Source organism: Conexibacter sp. CPCC 205762, from assembly GCF_030646155.1.
GTDB lineage: Bacteria > Actinomycetota > Thermoleophilia > Solirubrobacterales > Solirubrobacteraceae > Conexibacter.
Map to the genome: position 1 here is coordinate 109290 of NZ_JAUTDN010000011.1, position 14678 is coordinate 123967.

The following is a 14678-nucleotide window of genomic DNA, read 5'->3' on the forward strand; positions in this document are numbered from 1 at the left end:
AATCGTCTCTACGCTCGATGGCGCCGAGGGCTGCGGGACTGTGTGCCCACCACATCTGTCTTGCGGTGTGGCGAATCGCTGGCGCGTGAGCGATACGGTCACACGGTGACCGCCAAGGAGCGTCTGCACCAAGCGCTGAACACCATGACCGAGGAGGAAGCTGGCGCTGCGCTGCACACACTCGCCAAGGCATCCGGCGATCCGGTCGCGTGGATGCTCAACCGCGCTCCGGTCGACGACGAGCCGGAGATGGACGAGGAGCGTCGGGCGGTCGCGGAGGCGCGTGCTGACCACGAGCGCGGCATCGGGCCGGTACCGCTCAACAACGTGAACGTCGAGTTCGGCATCCGATGAGGTCACCCAGCGCGAAGGCGATGGAGCGCGCGATCTCCGATGACCTCGCCGGACGTGAATCGCGCTATCCCGATCGGGTCGCGTTCATCGACGCCAACGAACACCACGCTGGGCGCGAGATCGCCAGGGCGCTCGACCACGGGTACGCCGTCGCGCTCACGTCCCCCGATGGTCGCGAGCGCCTCGTCGCCAACCAGACCCGGGGCGCTACCCCCTGCGGCTCTTGACCTGGATTTGGCGTGGAAGTCGTCCTCCACACTCGGACGCCCGAGGGCATCGACGTCGTGCTCTTTGCGCTCGTCTACGCGAAGATTCTTCAGGAACACGCGTCGGTGGCAGATCTCGCGCTCATCGACCGGACCATCCGCGTGCCTGACGAACGCCGCCCGGATCCGCGCCCCGGTCGTGAACGCTTCTTCCGCCGCCAGGCGGGTGTCTGGACGCTTGCGGTCGTGGAGTTCGGGCAACGTCCTGCGATCATCACTACTGTGTTCGCAGCCGATCGTCCACCGACTTGACATGGCAGTCGCGACCCTCCACGTATCGACAGACGTTCTTCTCGCCGGCACCTACGAGCCGATCGGTGACGTGCTCTATCTGTCCGCTGTCGATGACGACAAGCACGGACGAGCGCAGGAGACGCCCGAAGGGCACGCGGTTCGGCTCGACGCCAACGGCCGTATCACGCACGTGACCGTCATCAATGCCAAGTGGCTGCTGGAGCGCGACGGCGAACTCGTCGCAACTCTGCCAGACGGCCGCCGACTTCGCCTCGGCCGCGAGGACGTCAAAGGCCTCCTCCCATGAGTCGAGCAGTCGACGCACCACCTCTAGGGCGCCCCGCGGCGCCATAGTTGCCGTCGTTCGACGAGCGCGAGCACAGGGACAGAAGCCCGGGAGCGCCCTTACTCCCAGAAACGCAAAAGCCCCGCACGATGGCGGGGCTTGCAAGAAGGTCCCTGAGGCGGGAGCGACGGGACTCGAACCCGCGACCTCCGGCGTGACAGGCCGGCGCTCTAACCAACTGAGCTACGCCCCCTCGGGGACGGAGAGTATGGCACGTGTCTGGAATGGGTGCGTTCTGGCCAGGGCGTCCGACTGACAACGCACATCGTCAGTTCCTGCTCGCTTCCTGGCCAGCCGGCCAGTAGGGTGGATCGCATGGCCGTCGAGGCGCCGGAACAGCTGTCGGGCAATCCGATACGGCGGGTCTTCAGCGACATCCACCAGGAGGTCGCGGCGAAGTCGGCGTTTCCACCGGGGCCGGGGGACTTCAGCCTCGCGCGCACGTTCCGCTTCGTGCGCGACCCGCTGCCGATCCTGCTGCCGGCCTACCAGCGCTACGGGCCGATCTTCAGCATGCGGCTGCTGCACGGGCGCGTCGTCTTCATGCTCGGGCCGGAGGCAAACCACTACGTCACCGTCTCGCACGCGAGCAACTTCCACTGGCGCGAGGGCAGCTTCGGCGACCTGATCCCGCTGCTCGGCGACGGGCTGCTGACGATCGACGGCGACTATCACCGGCGCGCGCGGCGGATCATGCTGCCCGCCTTCCACCGCGAGCGGATCGCGGCCGCCGGCGAGACGATGGTGCAGGAGACGCTGAAGGCGCTCGCCGGCTGGCAGCCGGGCCAGGTGGTCGACGTCTACCACTGGGCGCGCGAGCTGGCGCTGCGCGTCGCGATGCGGGCGCTGTTCGGGCTCGACCCCGACGACCACGGCGCCGGCAGACGGGCCGCGATCGACTTCGAGCGCGCGCTCTCCTTCTACGGCACTGACTTCGCGCTGCGGCTCGTGCGCGGGCCGAAGTCGCCGTGGCGCACCATGCTGAACGCGCGCGCGACGCTCGACGAGATCATCTACGGCGAGATCGCCAAGCGCCGTCGCAACCCCGACCCGGAGCGGCAGGACGTGCTCAGCCTGCTGCTGGAGGCGCGCGACGAGGACGGCGAGATCCTCTCCCACAGAGAGGTCCGCGACCAGACGATGACGCTGCTGTTCGCCGGCCACGACACGACCACCTCGACCGTCTCGTTCCTCTTCTACGAGCTGGCCCGCCACCCGGCCGCACTGCGCAGGCTGCTGGACGAGCAGGACGAGGTCCTCCAGGGTCGCGCCCCGACGACGGCCGAGCTGACCGGCGGCCTGCCGCAGCTGGAGATGGCGCTGGACGAGACGCTGCGGCTCTACCCCGCCGCCTGGGTCGGCCCGCGCAAGGCGCTGGAGACGTTCGAGTTCGGCGGCTGCACCGTCCCCGCCGGCTCCTACGTCAACTACAGCTCGTGGGCGAGCCACCGGCTGCCGGACGTGTGGGCGGAGCCGGAGGCGTTCGTGCCCGAGCGGTTCGCGCCCGAGCAGAAGGCGAAGCTGCCGAAGGGCGCCTACATCCCCTTCGGCGGCGGCTCGCGGATCTGCATCGGGATGCGCTTCGGCCAGCTGGAGATCAAGACGATCGCGACGCTGCTGCTGCAGCGCTTCCGGCTGGAGCTGTTCCCCGGCCGCACGATGACCGTGCGGCAGATGCCGACGCTGTCACCGCGCGAGCCGCTGGAGATGATCGTGCGCGAGCGCGGCGTCCCCGCCGGGCTCGCCTGAGCGCCCGCGCCGCCCCGCCCCGCCCCGCCCCGCCTCAGCTGTCGCAGGCGACCGTCACGGACTTGCGCACGAGCACTCTGCCCGCGACGACGACCTCGGCCGTCCAGCTGCCGTCGATCCGCGCCGGCCCGAACGGCCCGCTCGCGAACAGGTAGCCCCACGCGAGCGTCTTCGATCTGCCCGCCGGCACCGGCCAGCGGAAGGCGCTTCTCATCACCTCGGGGATCGTCGGCTCGGCGTCGGGCGCCCAGCCGTTGCCGGGCGGCCCCCAGAAGGCGACGCCGACCTTCGTCCCCTTGCCGATCCCTCTGCCGCTGTAGACGACGCTGATCTCGCGCTCGCCATCGCCGCGCGTGAAGCACTCTCTGATCGTTCTGCCGGGCTTCGCCTGCACCTGCGGGATGCCGATGCGGGTGTAGGTGGTGAAGCCGAGGATCCGCACCTGCGGTCTGGTCACGGCGAGTGCGGCGGCCGGCGTCGCGGCGGAGAGCAGCGCTGCGATCAGGGCAGCGCGAAGCGGGATCGTCATCGTCCGCACGCTAGGCCTCACGCGCGCGCGTGCGCAACGGCCAGTTGTGGGTACGCCAGCGGTTTTGAGACCAATCCGAGACCCGGCCGGCACTGACGCCGCGGCAGCGCAGCCGTACCTTGACTGCGGCACGAATCGGAAGGGAAGGCATGGGTCAGTTCAAGCAGCTCGGAGCCACACCCAGCGACGATCAGCTCGCGGCGTTCAGCCGTCAGCAGGCTGACGCGCAGCGGTTGATGGCGACGGGCTTGATCGGACAGGCGACGGTCGAGTCGCTGCGCGACACGGGGATGACGATCAACGACAACCCGCAGATCGAGTTCGACCTGCTCGTCACCGTCGACGGCCGCGAGGCCTATCCGGTCACCCATCGCCAAGCCGTCTCCCGGCTCGTGCTGGCCAACTTCCAACCGGGAGCGTCGATCCCGGTGCGGGTCGATCCGGCGGATCCGACCCGGGTCTTGATCGGCTGACGCACAGCAGTCCCTCGTACCCGCGTCAGGCGTGTCGAGCGCGGCAGGATCGGCCGGTGGCGTACGGCGAATTCGCCACCGGCCGACCCGCCAAGCACTAGCTGTAGTCGTAGAAGCCGCGGCCGGCCTTGCGGCCGAGGCGGCCGGCGGCGACCATCCGCTTCATCAGCGGCGGCGGCGCGTACTCGTCGCGCTTGAACTCCTCATACAGCGAGTCGCAGACGGCGTAGAGGACGTCGAGGCCGATGAAGTCGACGAGCGTCAGCGGCCCCATCGGGTGGCCGGCGCCGAGCTTCATCGCGGCGTCGATGTCCTCCGCGGAGGCAAAGCCCTCCTCGTACATCCGCACGGCCGCCATCAGGTACGGCACGAGCAGGAAGTTGACGACGAAGCCGGAGCGGTCCTTCGTCCGCACCGCCGTCTTGCCGAGCGCCGCCGCGAACGCCTCGACGCGGCCGACGGTCTCGTCGCTCGTGTCGAGCGCGACGACGACCTCGACCAGCCTCATCACCGGTACCGGCGAGAAGAAATGCAGGCCGACGACTCGATCGGGCCGGCTCGTCGCCGCCGCCAGCTGCGCGATCGGGATCGAGGAGGTGTTGGAGGCGATGATCGCCTGCTCGCCCAGGATCCCGTCCAGCCGCTCGAAGACCGCCGCCTTCGCGTGCTCGTCCTCGACGATCGCCTCGATCGCCAGGTCGGCCTCGCTGAGGCGGTGGAAGTCTCTCGTCCACTCGATCCGGCCGATCAGCGCGTCGCCGTCCTCGCGGCTCATCTTGCCGGTGTCGACCGCGCGCGCGACCGACGTCGAGATCCGCTGGCGCGAGCGCTCCAGCGCGCCCTCGTCCATCTCGTGCAGGAGCACGTGCGAGCCGGCGCGCGCCGCCGACTCCGCGATGCCCGAACCCATGAAGCCGGCGCCCACGACGGCGACGCGCCCGATACCTGCTGCGGTCATGCAACTGTCCTCTCGGTCGTCTGGGCGCACCGTGCCGCGCACCCGCCCCGGCAGGCTATCGCGATAGATATGCGACTCTCCTCCTAATCTGCGGAGGCGTCGCTGTACAGCGCGTCAGCCGGCTCTGAAGATCAGCTGTCTGCCGGCCTTGGAGACGACCAGGTTGCCGCCGCCGTCGAAGCCGAGCGCGACTCTGCCGTCGAGGATCGAGGTGACCGTCCGCTCGGTCGCCATCGCCGCCTCGTCGCAGGCCTTGCGGGTCAGTGCCAGCGGGCCGATCTCGGCGAAGCCGTCGTCGCCGACGACGCCTCTGCCGCCGCCGCCGTTGCAGCCGGCGAAGACCTCGGCGCGGTCGTCGTCGGTGAATCTCAGCGTCGGCGTCGTGACGCCGGCCGGCACGCTCGAGGCGGTCCCGTCGGCGCCGCCGTCGGCGATCGTCACCAGCGTCCAGCGCGTGCCGACGATCGGCGCCTGGCGTGCCGGTCCGCTGCTGGCGGTGCCCTCTCTCAGCCACAGCTCGACGCCGTCGCGCGCGAGCACGAGCTGACCGTCGTCGTCGACGCCGATCTCGGCGCCCACACCTCTGAAGAAGCCGGCGAGCCAGTCGTCCTGTCTCATCAGGTCCGGTCTGCAGCCGATCGCGGTCGAGATCGGATCGGTCGCCCAGCGCAGGCGCGCGTCGACGATCTCGTAGCCGCCGAGCATGTTGTTGCAGCCGGCGTTGGCGGCGAGCGAGTCGTCGTCGAACTGCAGCGCGACCTGGGAGCCGTCGACGAGCGTGCGCGGGCCGGCGATGTCGGTCGAGACGAACTTCTTGCCGGCGAGGTCGGCGGCGGAGACCTCGCTGCGCTCGCTGCCGGAGGTGCCGGTCGGGCTGGTCGTGCGCGGCGTGTCGTCGTCGCTGCCGCAGCCGGCCGCGGCGAGCGCCAGCAGCGCGGCGGCGACCAGCGCGATCAACGTCCGTGTCATGCGAAGTCCCCCTCGTCGCGGCGGATCGCCGTCAGCAGTCTCGTGATCGCCTCCTGCTCCGCCTCCCCGAGCGGATCCATCGCCATGCCGGCGTCGTTGAGCGTTCTGGTCGCGCGCTCGGCCAGCGCGCGGCCGGCGTCGGTGATCGCGATCAGCGTCGAGCGGCGGTCCTGCGCGTGCGAGACGCGCGTCACGAGGCCGGCCTCCTCGAGCCGGTCGGCCATGTGCGTCATCGAGGTGCGGTGGACCTGCAGCCGCTCGCCCATCTTGCCGACGGGGAGCGAGCCGCTGGAGCTGAAGACGAGCAGCATCAACGTCTCGTAGCGGGGGAAGGTGAGGCCGTGCGGGCGCAGCAGCTCGTTCAGGCGCGCGAGCAGGATCTGCTGCACGCGCATGATCGAGGTGACGGCCGCCATCGGCCGCGCCGGCTCCTCGCCCCAGCGCTCGCGCCAGTGGCGGCGCGCCTCGGCGATCGGGTCGAACGGGAGCGGTTGCGGTTCGGCCATCGCGCGAAAGCCTTTCAGACGGGGACGCGGGAACGCCCGCTGGCCGCCGCGCTGGCGCCGCGAGGGCGGCGCCGGACCGCCGCGCGGCTGCCGCGGGGACGCCGCCGCCGGACGCCGCCCTGCCGAGCGTCCAGGCGCCAGCTCCGGGAACGTCAAGGTTCCCTCACAAGAGTTAGGCTTGCCTAATGACTGCTGCCCGAACCGTCCGCGGAGCCTGCTGGGGGCTCGTGCTCGCGGGCCTCCTCACGCTGCTGCTCGCGCCGCTGGCGCGCGCAGCCGATCCCGTCCCGATCACGACGGGCGCCGGCGCCGACTGGGGCGTCAAGACCTCCTTCCGCAACTACATCGTCGGCCCGATCGCCCACGGCGCGATCGAGCTGGGCGACGGCGCGACGAGAAACGCCGACGGCACCTTCCACTGGCCGATCGCCGGCGGCGAGTACGACCCCGACACGAGATCGGTCGTCGTCCGCTTCGGCGGCTCGGTCCACTTCAGCGGCCACGACGGCGAGCTGAACATGAGAGTGTGGAACCCGCGCGTGGAGATCACGCCCGACGGCGCCGACCTCTACGCCGAGGTGATCAGCAAGCCGAACTCGCCCGACGCGCCGACGAAGGCGTTCCCCAACACGCGCCTGGCGAGACTCGACCCGGCCGGGATCGAGCCCGACGTCGCCGGCGGCACGACGACCTGGCCGGCGCTGCCGGCGACGCTGACCCCGGACGGCGTCGAGCCGTTCGCCGGCTTCTACGGCGCCGACACCGTCCTCGACGCGGTCAGATTCAGCTACGCCGGCCCCGGCGGCACGCCGGTCGCCGAGAGCTGGACGCCGGCCGGCACCGACACGCTCGGCGCGCTCGCCAGCGGGAGAGTCCGCGCGGGCGTCGGCTTGCTCGCGCTCGGCTGGGACGGCCGCCTGTGGTCCTCCAGCTATGACGGCAGAACGCTCGCGACCTCCGACGGCAGCTCGCTGGCGCCGCTCAGAACGGTCGACGTCGGCGTCAACCCGCGCAACGTCGCGATCGACCGCACGCGCAGAGCGGCGTATGCGGTCGACACCGGCATCGTGCGCGTCACCGACCAGGGCGGCGAGCTCGTCCGCGACACGACGCCGGTCGCGAGCTTCGCCGGCGCCGGCAACGCGCTGGCGGTGCGCCAGTCCGACGGCGCGCTCTTCACGGTCTGGGGCGGCGAGCTGCACCGCTATCTTGACGGCGCCCACGACTCATGGTCGTTCCCGGACTTCTCGTTCGGCTACTTCCCCGCAATCGTCATCGGCGCGAACGACCGCCTCTACGTCGCCGGCGCGGGGATCGCCGAAGTGAGATTCGGCGCCGACGGCGGGGCGTCCGCCACCACGATCGCCGCAAGCGCCACCAACGTCGCCGTCGCACCCGACGGCACGCTCGCCTGGCTCGAGCTGACCGGTGCGGCGCCGAACGCGGTCATGACGCTGCGCGTGATGCGCGTGAGAGCCGACGGCGGCTACGTGACACCGGTCGACACGCCCGCACCGACGCTCGGCGCCGGGGCGATGGCGTTCAGCGGCGACGGCGAGCGGTTGTTCATCACCGACAACACCAACACCAGAGTCCAGGTCGTCGAGGACGGGGCCGTCGTGCGCACGGTCCAAGCCGGTGACAGCGACTTCGTCAACGCGATCGTCGCGGGTCCCGGCGGAACCGCGTACGCGAGCTGGCGCGACGGGACGGTCAAGCGGATCGGCCCGGCCAGATCGCCGGCGCCGACGACGCAGCCGCAGGACACGGCGGTCGAGCTGGCGGCCGCCGGCGACTCCGCCGAGCTGAGACTGACCGCCGCCGCGAGCGGCAGCCCGGCGCCGGCGATCAGCTGGCAGCAGCGCACGAGCGGCTCCTCCCGCTGGGTGACGATCGACGGCGCGACGAGCGAGACGCTGACGGTGACCGCGAACGAGGCGCTCTCCGGCACCCGCTACCGCGCGATCTTCGCCAACGCCGGCGGCAGCATCGCCTCCGACGTCGCGACCGTCACGGTGACGGTGAGAGCGCCGGTCGTCGATCCCGGCCCCGGCGGCGGCGGCGGCGGTGGCGGCGGTGTCGTGACGCCGCCGCCCGGCGACAGCGGGCCGGTCAAGGTCGATGCGCCGGTGCCGCCCGCGCCGGTCGCGGTCGCCCCGCGCCTGACGACGCCGAAGGGCCCGCTCGCGCTCGACCGCAGCCGCCGCGCGACGGTCGCGACGGTCGTCTGCGCCAAGGGCGGCGCCGCCTGCAGGCTGACCGCGCCCAAGCGCGTCGTCGTCAAGATCGGCGGCAAGCGCTTCACCGCGACGGTCACCGCACCGAAGTCGGTCGCCGCCGGCAAGCGCGGCGCCGTGCGCCTGCAGCTGACGAAGGCGGCCGCCGCGCGGCTCGCCGGCACGCGCGTCACCGTGAGCGTGAAGCTGACGGTCACCAGCGGCGGCAAGCAGGTGACGCGCACGCTGAAGGTGACGCTGAGAGGCGCAAAGGTGAAAAAGGCCGCCAGGTAGCGGCACACGCCGCCGCTGCGGGGAGGAGAATCCGGCGCGATGAGCTTCTCGCGCCGGTTCCCCCGCTCGGCGGTCGCCGCCGCCCTCCTCCCGCTGCTGCTGCCGGCCACCGCCGGCGCCGCCGGAATCTCCGGCACGGTCGCGTCCGGCAAGGTGCCGCTGGCCGGCTCAGCCGTGCGGCTGTTCGCCGCCGGCAGCGGCCCCGCCGCCCCGCTCGGCAGCGCCCGCAGCGCGAGCGACGGCTCCTGGTCGATCGACTACAGAGCGCCGGACGGCGCGCAGCTCTACGTGCTCGCGACCGGCGGCAGCCGCAGAGGCGTCAGACACGGGCAGCAGCTGCGGCTGCTGGCGGTCGCCGGCGCGGCGAGCGCGATCGGCGAGCAGCCGACGCTGGCGCTCGACGAGCGCAGCACGGTCGCAGGGGCGTACGCGCTCGCGCGCTTCGCCGACGGCGCCGGCAACGTCGGCGGCCCGAGCCCCGGCCTGCAGAACGCGATCGCGACCGCGGCGAACCTGTTCGAGGCGCGCGCCGGCCGCGTCAGCTTCGTGCTCGGCAACGCGCCCAACGGCCTGCTGACCGAGGCGCTGCCGACCTTCAACACGCTCGCCAACCTGCTCGCCACCTGCGGCAGCGGCACGGCGAGAGACTGCCGCGCGCTGTTCGCCGCGGCCCGCGCCCCCGGCGCCAGACGGCCGGCGAACACGCTCGCCGCCGCGCTCGCCTTCGCGCGCAGCCCGTGGCGCGTGACGAGCGCGCAGGTCAGACTCGCGATTCCCAGACGCGCCCGCCGCGCCCCCTTCGGCCCGGCGCTGAGCGCGGCGCCGAAGGCGTGGACGATCGTCATCCAGTACACCGGCAGCGGCCTCAACGCGCCCGGCCGGATGGCGTTCGCCGCCGACGGCACGATCTGGGCCGGCAACAACTTCCAGTCGCCCGGCACGACCGCCGGCCTGGAGCTGACGGCGCTGACGCCGACCGGCCAGCCGATCCCCGGCAGCCCCTTCAGCGGCGGCGGTCTCCGCGGCATGGGCTGGGGCACCGCCGTCGGGCTCGACGGCCGCATCTGGAATTCCAACTTCAGCGGCGGCAGCATCAGCGTCAACGCCGCCGACGGCAGAACGCTGTCGCCCGACGGCGGCTACACCGCCGGCGACCCGCAGAGACCGCAGGGCGTCGCGGTCGCGCCCAACGGCGACGTCTGGATCGCCAACTTCGGCGGCGACAGCGTGATCCGCTACCCGAAGGGGATCCCCGACAGAGCGACCGCGCAGGTGATCACCGGCGGCGGGATCGTGAAGCCGTTCGCGATCCAGGTCGACGATCGCGGCTACGCATGGGTCACCAACGGGGCGGAGTCGGCGAGACCCGGCTCGGTGACCGTGATCGCGCCCGACGGCAGAACGCTGCGCAACGTCAGCGGCGGCGGCCTGCGCTCGCCGCAGGGCCTCGCGCTCGACAGCGCCGGCAACGCCTGGATCGCCAACCTCCTCAGCGCGTCGGTCACGCGCATCTCGCGCGCCGGCAGAGTCTCCTCCGACTCGCCGCTGCGATCGAGCGTCCAGGGCGGCTGGGGGATCGCCGTCGACGGCGCCGACCACGTCTGGGTCGCCGGCTTCTTCGGCGGCAACGTCACCGAGCTGTGCGGGATCAGAAGAAGCTGCCCGCCCGGCGTCGCCGCCGGCCGGCCGATCTCCCCCGCCAGAGGCGGCTACGACAGCGCCGCCTTCGAGCACATCACCGCCGTCCAGGTCGACCAGTCCGGCAACGTCTGGCTCGCCAACAACTGGACCACCGCCTCGCCGCTGAGCCAGCCGGTCGGCGGTGCCGGCCTGGCCCAGATCGTCGGCGCCGCGACTCCGGTCAAGACCCCGCTGGTGGGGCTGCCGCTGCGGCCGTAGAGCGCCGCCGCGCCGGCCGTCGCGAATGCGGCGGCCGGCGGCGTGAATGGGCAATGCCGGGCTCGAACCGGCGACCTCTCGCTTGTAAGGCGAGCGCTCTACCAACTGAGCTAATCGCCCACGCCACCCGGGATGGTATCCGCGTGGGCGCAGCGACCCGGGCTCGACTACCATCCGGCCCGTGAGCAGACGGCGAGAGATCAGATCGTGGCTGATGGACATGGACGGCGTGCTCGTCCACGAGGAGGCGGCGATCCCCGGCGCCGATCGCTTCCTCGCCACACTCAGGGAGCGTGAGATCCCGTTCCTGGTGCTGACGAACAACTCGATCTACACGCGCCGGGATCTTGCCGCGCGGCTGAGAATGAGCGGCGTCGACGTGCCCGAGGAGCGGATCTGGACCTCGGCCAACGCGATGGCCCAGTTCCTCCACGACCAGCGCCCGCACGGCTCCGCGTTCGTGATCGGCGAGGCCGGCCTGACGACCGCGCTGCACCAGAACGGCTACACGCTGACCGAGCGCGAGCCGGACTACGTCGTGCTCGGCGAGACGCGCACCTACAGCTTCGAGCGGATCACCGCCGCGATCCGGCTGATCGGCGAGGGCGCCCGCTTCATCGCCACCAACCCGGACGCGACCGGCCCGTCGCTGCAGGGCCCGCTGCCGGCGACCGGCGCCGTCGCGGCGCTGATCCAGCGCGCGACCGGGGTCGAGCCGTACTTCGTCGGCAAGCCCAACCCGCTGATGATGCGCTCGGCGCTGAACGCGATCGACGCCCACTCTGAGACGACCGCGATGATCGGCGACCGGATGGACACCGACGTCGTCGCCGGGCTCGAGGCGGGCCTGGAGACGATCCTCGTGCTGACCGGCGTCGCGACCCGCGAGGCGGCCGAGCGGTTCCCCTTCCGGCCGACGCGGATCGTCAGATCGGTCGCCGAGCTGGTCGGCGAGATCGGCGGAGCCGCCCCGGCCGCCGCCAAGCCCTAGTTCCGCAGCACCGCTTCGGCGAACGCCCGCAGCGCCTCGCGCCCGTCGCCGATGACGGGCGCGCCGTGCGCCATCAGCAGCGCCGAGAACTCCAGCTCTTCGGCGAGCTTCAGGTACGCCTCAGCCAGCCCGAGCTTGACCGCGCCGGGATCGTCGCCGAGCAGATGGTCGGGGACGAAGCCGAGGGCGCCGTCGTCGCCTGCGCGGATGACGCCGTCGGCGACCGCGAGCGCGCCCGGTCCGTGGGTGATGTGGATCGCGCTCTCGTCGGGGCAGAGCACGCCGACCTGCTGCGCGACGACGCCGGGCGCCAGCTCGTCGCCCGGTCTGAAGCCGCGCACGCGCAGCGGCTGGTCCTGGATCTCGTAGAGACCTCTCTCGTTGACCGCGACGGTGCAGTTGAAGCGCTCGGCGAAGCGCGCGCTGTGGCGGCGGTGATGCCGGTTGCTGAGCACGATCCGCTCCGGCGCCGGCAGGCCGTTGGCGCTGAAGGCGCCGAGCCCCTCGGGCGGCACCATCGGGTCGATCAGCGTCCGCGCCTCGACGACGTAGGCCGAGTGGACCGGCTGCCCGATCGTCTCGCGGATGGCCGTCCAGCTGAGCAGTCCAGGGAAGATCTCGTCCATGCGCGGGATCATGCCCGACCGCGCGCGTCTCAGCCATCGGCAGCGAGCGCCTACCCTGAGGCAGATGACCTCGCCGGGCCACCGCGACGGGCTGGAGCGCCTGTTCGCCGAACAGCGCGCGCAGCGCGAGCAGTGGCTGAGACAGCTCCCCGCCGAGCTGCGGGCGCTGCTGCCGCTCGACGCGACGCCGATCGCGCAGGGGCTGCAGCAGCTCGCTGACGCGGTCGGGATCGGCGAGCGCGTGCGCGCCGCCCAGCGCGCCGGCAGCCAGGCCAACTCCGCGGTCCTGCACGGCCGCGTCTTCGGCCGCGGCGCCGCACTGCCGCAGGAGACCGCGCTCGCCGCCTTCGGCGACGGCGCGCGCGTGCGGGAGCCGTTGCTGCTGGAGCTGGCGGCGGCGGTCGACGGCGGGGAGCTGCGGCAGGAGGTCGCCGCGCTGCTGGCCGCCGCGCCGCTGCCGGAGCCCGGCGCGCCGCTGGACCAGGCGCAGCTGACCGCCGCGCTCGACGCCGTCTTCAGCGCCCAGCGCGCCGCGCTGCTGCACTGCGCGGCGCGGTTGGATGCCGTACTGGAGGAGTAGACGCCGCGCCGCGTGAAGTTCCTGTCGTATATCGACCGTAACTTCACGGACGTGAAAGAGGTGCATCGGGGAGGGCGGGGGCCGGCGGGGCCTCGCGCGGGCTGCGCGCGGCGAGCGCGGCTCACGCGGGCGGCGCGCGCGGGGGCGCGCCTCACGCGGCCGGCGCGGGCTCGCGGCGGTCGACGAGATGGGTTGCGAGCGTCAGCGCCGTCGCGAGCGCGAGCGGGAGCCACAGCGCCGCCTGCAGCAGCAGCGCGCCGACGACCGCGCCGGCCAGCAGCACCGCCAGCGCGGCGGCGCGCTGGGCGGCGTCGTCGCCGCTGAGGAGGCCGCCGGCCGCGCCGCCGATCGCGGTCAGGTTCAGCACCGTCGAGGCGAGGTTGGGCGCGCCGCGGCGACGGACGATCGTCGTCCGCAGGCCCATCGCGGCGGCGAGCGGGGCGATCGTCAGCAGCGCGGCGTCGTCGCCCGCGTGCGGCTCCAGCGCCGCCGCGAAGGCGGTCGCGAGCGCCAGCAGCGCGATCTCCGCCGTGACGGCGGCGCCGACGCCCGGCACCCCGCCCCCGCCACCCGCCGCCGCACCGACGCCCGGCGCTCCGCCCGCGGCACTCCCGACCACCGGCGCGCCGCCCGGCGCTCCGCCCCCGACACCCGCCGCGGCACCGACGCCCGGCGCTCCGCCCGCGGCACTCCCGACCACCGGCGCGCCGCACAGCAGCAGCGCCGCCGCCAGCCCGCCGGCGACGAAGGCGCACAGCGCCGTCAGCGGCGCGGCGATCGGCGCGCCCTCGGCGCCGGACAGGCCGAGGCCGAGGAAGACGACGTTGCCGGTCTGCATCGCGCAGAACAGCTGGCCGAGGCCGAGGAAGGCGACCGCGTCGACGAGACCGGTCACGCCCGTCAGCGTCAGCAGCCGCAGCGCCCGCCCGTCGAAGCCCCTCACGCGGCGGATCGTCGCGCAGCCGCCGGACGGCGCCTACGCGCCAGCGGCCGCCACGCCGGCACCCGCGCCGGGCGGCGCCACATCCGGATGCCGCTCGCGCGGCAGCAGCAGCGGCGTCGCCAGCATCAGCAGGCCGCCGATCGCGATCGCCGCGCGCGGGCTGGTCAGGCTCGCCAGCACACCCCACAGCGCGGTCAGCGCCGCGATCGTCAGGCTGGCGCTGATCGACCACGCCGACAGCACGCGGGCGGCGCGGTCGGGCGGGGTCCGCTGCAGCCGGTAGGTCGCCATCACCGGGTTGAAGAGGCTGATCGAGACGATCAGGCCCAGCTCGACCGCCATCACCAGCAGCAGCCCGCCGACGCCCGGCCCGACGAACGCCAGCCCGACCAGCCAGCAGGCGCGCACCGTCCCCGCGACCCGCATCACGGTCCGCTGCCCGTGTCGCGCGACGACCCGCCGCGCCAGCCGCGAGCCGATCAGCCCGCCGACGCAGGGGACCGCGAAGGCGAGCCCGTACTGCCACGGCTCGAAGCCGAGCTGCCCGAGCATCAGCACCGCCAGCGACGGCTCGGTCGCCATGATCAGGCCGTTGACGAGCAGCGCGTTGAGGAACAGCGGCCGCAGGCCGGCGTCGGCGAGGATCAGCCGCCAGCCCGCGAACAGCTCGCCCGCCCGCAGCCCCGCCGCGCCGGCCGGCCGCGCCGCCGCCGCAGCCCCGCCAGCCCGCGCCGACCGCCGCGCG

General features: G+C 72.9%; 17 protein-coding genes and 2 tRNA genes. 10 read left to right on the forward strand and 9 right to left on the reverse strand.

The window, feature by feature from the left end:
- Window positions 1-105: 105 nt before the first annotated feature.
- The 4 genes from Q7L73_RS11840 to Q7L73_RS11855 are packed head-to-tail and all read left to right on the forward strand — an operon-like array spanning window position 106 to window position 1161.
- A complete protein-coding gene (locus Q7L73_RS11840) occupies window positions 106-354 on the forward strand; it encodes a hypothetical protein (protein WP_304689980.1) in 249 nt (82 codons plus the stop codon).
- Between the two features lie 20 nt (window positions 355-374).
- Entirely contained in the window at window positions 375-581 is a 207-nt protein-coding gene (locus Q7L73_RS11845) for a hypothetical protein (protein WP_304689981.1), read from the forward strand.
- Window positions 582-593: 12 nt separating this feature from the next.
- The gene (locus tag Q7L73_RS11850) at window positions 594-872 is read left to right on the forward strand and encodes a hypothetical protein (protein ID WP_304689982.1); all 279 of its coding nucleotides are present in this window, start codon (window positions 594-596) and stop codon (window positions 870-872) included.
- Between the two features lies 1 nt (window position 873).
- Window positions 874-1161 (forward strand): hypothetical protein, encoded by a 288-nt coding sequence (locus Q7L73_RS11855; RefSeq protein ID WP_304689983.1) that lies wholly within the window; start codon window positions 874-876, stop codon window positions 1159-1161.
- Window positions 1162-1319: 158 nt separating this feature from the next.
- Here Q7L73_RS11855 and Q7L73_RS11860 read toward each other — a convergent pair.
- Window positions 1320-1393, reverse strand: a tRNA-Asp gene (locus tag Q7L73_RS11860).
- 122 nt (window positions 1394-1515) lie between these two features.
- On the opposite strand from Q7L73_RS11860, the gene Q7L73_RS11865 reads away from it, so the two are divergent.
- Window positions 1516-2949: a cytochrome P450 gene (locus tag Q7L73_RS11865; protein ID WP_304689984.1), complete on the forward strand. Its 1434-nt coding sequence runs from the start codon at window positions 1516-1518 to the stop codon at window positions 2947-2949.
- A 34-nt stretch (window positions 2950-2983) separates the two neighbouring features.
- On the opposite strand, the gene Q7L73_RS11870 is transcribed toward Q7L73_RS11865, so the two are convergent.
- Window positions 2984-3478: a hypothetical protein gene (locus Q7L73_RS11870; RefSeq protein WP_304689985.1), complete on the reverse strand. Its 495-nt coding sequence runs from the start codon at window positions 3476-3478 to the stop codon at window positions 2984-2986.
- A 149-nt stretch (window positions 3479-3627) separates the two neighbouring features.
- Here Q7L73_RS11870 and Q7L73_RS11875 point away from each other — a divergent pair, with 149 nt between their 5' ends.
- Window positions 3628-3951 carry a DUF3592 domain-containing protein gene (locus Q7L73_RS11875; RefSeq protein WP_304689987.1) on the forward strand — a complete coding sequence of 108 codons (324 nt, stop codon included), beginning with the start codon at window positions 3628-3630 and terminating at the stop codon, window positions 3949-3951.
- Window positions 3952-4048: 97 nt separating this feature from the next.
- Here the strand turns inward: Q7L73_RS11875 and Q7L73_RS11880 are convergent, their stop codons facing one another.
- From Q7L73_RS11880 to Q7L73_RS11890, 3 genes are all read right to left on the reverse strand, one after another.
- Window positions 4049-4909, reverse strand: coding sequence for a 3-hydroxybutyryl-CoA dehydrogenase (locus Q7L73_RS11880; RefSeq protein ID WP_304689990.1), 861 nt, complete (start codon window positions 4907-4909; stop codon window positions 4049-4051).
- Window positions 4910-5023: 114 nt separating this feature from the next.
- Window positions 5024-5878, reverse strand: coding sequence for an META domain-containing protein (locus tag Q7L73_RS11885; RefSeq protein ID WP_304689991.1), 855 nt, complete (start codon window positions 5876-5878; stop codon window positions 5024-5026).
- A complete protein-coding gene (locus Q7L73_RS11890) occupies window positions 5875-6384 on the reverse strand; it encodes a MarR family winged helix-turn-helix transcriptional regulator (protein WP_304689992.1) in 510 nt (169 codons plus the stop codon). The genes Q7L73_RS11885 and Q7L73_RS11890 overlap by 4 nt, the downstream gene beginning before the upstream one ends.
- 185 nt (window positions 6385-6569) lie before the next feature.
- On the opposite strand from Q7L73_RS11890, the gene Q7L73_RS11895 reads away from it, so the two are divergent.
- Together Q7L73_RS11895 and Q7L73_RS11900 are read left to right on the forward strand one after the other, a co-directional pair.
- Window positions 6570-8894, forward strand: coding sequence for an HtaA domain-containing protein (locus tag Q7L73_RS11895; protein WP_304689994.1), 2325 nt, complete (start codon window positions 6570-6572; stop codon window positions 8892-8894).
- Window positions 8895-8933: 39 nt separating this feature from the next.
- Entirely contained in the window at window positions 8934-10793 is a 1860-nt protein-coding gene (locus Q7L73_RS11900; RefSeq protein WP_304689996.1) for a hypothetical protein, read from the forward strand.
- Between the two features lie 47 nt (window positions 10794-10840).
- Here Q7L73_RS11900 and Q7L73_RS11905 read toward each other — a convergent pair.
- Window positions 10841-10913 (reverse strand) — tRNA-Val (locus tag Q7L73_RS11905).
- 94 nt (window positions 10914-11007) lie between these two features.
- On the opposite strand from Q7L73_RS11905, the gene Q7L73_RS11910 reads away from it, so the two are divergent.
- The gene (locus tag Q7L73_RS11910) at window positions 11008-11784 is read left to right on the forward strand and encodes an HAD-IIA family hydrolase (RefSeq protein WP_370552383.1); all 777 of its coding nucleotides are present in this window, start codon (window positions 11008-11010) and stop codon (window positions 11782-11784) included.
- Here Q7L73_RS11910 and Q7L73_RS11915 read toward each other — a convergent pair.
- Window positions 11781-12410 carry a hypothetical protein gene (locus Q7L73_RS11915; protein WP_304690000.1) on the reverse strand — a complete coding sequence of 210 codons (630 nt, stop codon included), beginning with the start codon at window positions 12408-12410 and terminating at the stop codon, window positions 11781-11783. The genes Q7L73_RS11910 and Q7L73_RS11915 overlap by 4 nt on opposite strands.
- Window positions 12411-12474: 64 nt before the next feature.
- On the opposite strand from Q7L73_RS11915, the gene Q7L73_RS11920 reads away from it, so the two are divergent.
- Complete coding sequence (locus Q7L73_RS11920) at window positions 12475-12990, forward strand: hypothetical protein (RefSeq protein ID WP_304690001.1); 516 nt, start codon at window positions 12475-12477, stop codon at window positions 12988-12990.
- Between the two features lie 151 nt (window positions 12991-13141).
- Here the strand turns inward: Q7L73_RS11920 and Q7L73_RS11925 are convergent, their stop codons facing one another.
- Both Q7L73_RS11925 and Q7L73_RS11930 read right to left on the reverse strand, forming a co-directional pair.
- Entirely contained in the window at window positions 13142-13933 is a 792-nt protein-coding gene (locus Q7L73_RS11925) for a YoaK family protein (protein ID WP_304690002.1), read from the reverse strand.
- 33 nt (window positions 13934-13966) lie between these two features.
- On the reverse strand, window positions 13967-14678 hold a 712-nt coding region (locus Q7L73_RS11930; RefSeq protein ID WP_304715554.1), incomplete at its 5' end, for an MFS transporter.

Coding starts and splice junctions, on each gene's coding strand:
- Q7L73_RS11845 (WP_304689981.1), top strand. CDS start 375: ATGGAGCGCGCGATCTCCGATGACCTCGCCGGACGTGAATCGCGCTAT.
- Q7L73_RS11855 (WP_304689983.1), top strand. CDS start 874: ATGGCAGTCGCGACCCTCCACGTATCGACAGACGTTCTTCTCGCCGGC.
- Q7L73_RS11865 (WP_304689984.1), top strand. CDS start 1,516: ATGGCCGTCGAGGCGCCGGAACAGCTGTCGGGCAATCCGATACGGCGG.
- Q7L73_RS11870 (WP_304689985.1), bottom strand. CDS start 3,478: ATGACGATCCCGCTTCGCGCTGCCCTGATCGCAGCGCTGCTCTCCGCC.
- Q7L73_RS11875 (WP_304689987.1), top strand. CDS start 3,628: ATGGGTCAGTTCAAGCAGCTCGGAGCCACACCCAGCGACGATCAGCTC.
- Q7L73_RS11880 (WP_304689990.1), bottom strand. CDS start 4,909: ATGACCGCAGCAGGTATCGGGCGCGTCGCCGTCGTGGGCGCCGGCTTC.
- Q7L73_RS11885 (WP_304689991.1), bottom strand. CDS start 5,878: ATGACACGGACGTTGATCGCGCTGGTCGCCGCCGCGCTGCTGGCGCTC.
- Q7L73_RS11890 (WP_304689992.1), bottom strand. CDS start 6,384: ATGGCCGAACCGCAACCGCTCCCGTTCGACCCGATCGCCGAGGCGCGC.
- Q7L73_RS11895 (WP_304689994.1), top strand. CDS start 6,570: ATGACTGCTGCCCGAACCGTCCGCGGAGCCTGCTGGGGGCTCGTGCTC.
- Q7L73_RS11900 (WP_304689996.1), top strand. CDS start 8,934: ATGAGCTTCTCGCGCCGGTTCCCCCGCTCGGCGGTCGCCGCCGCCCTC.
- Q7L73_RS11910 (WP_370552383.1), top strand. CDS start 11,008: ATGGACATGGACGGCGTGCTCGTCCACGAGGAGGCGGCGATCCCCGGC.
- Q7L73_RS11915 (WP_304690000.1), bottom strand. CDS start 12,410: ATGGACGAGATCTTCCCTGGACTGCTCAGCTGGACGGCCATCCGCGAG.
- Q7L73_RS11920 (WP_304690001.1), top strand. CDS start 12,475: ATGACCTCGCCGGGCCACCGCGACGGGCTGGAGCGCCTGTTCGCCGAA.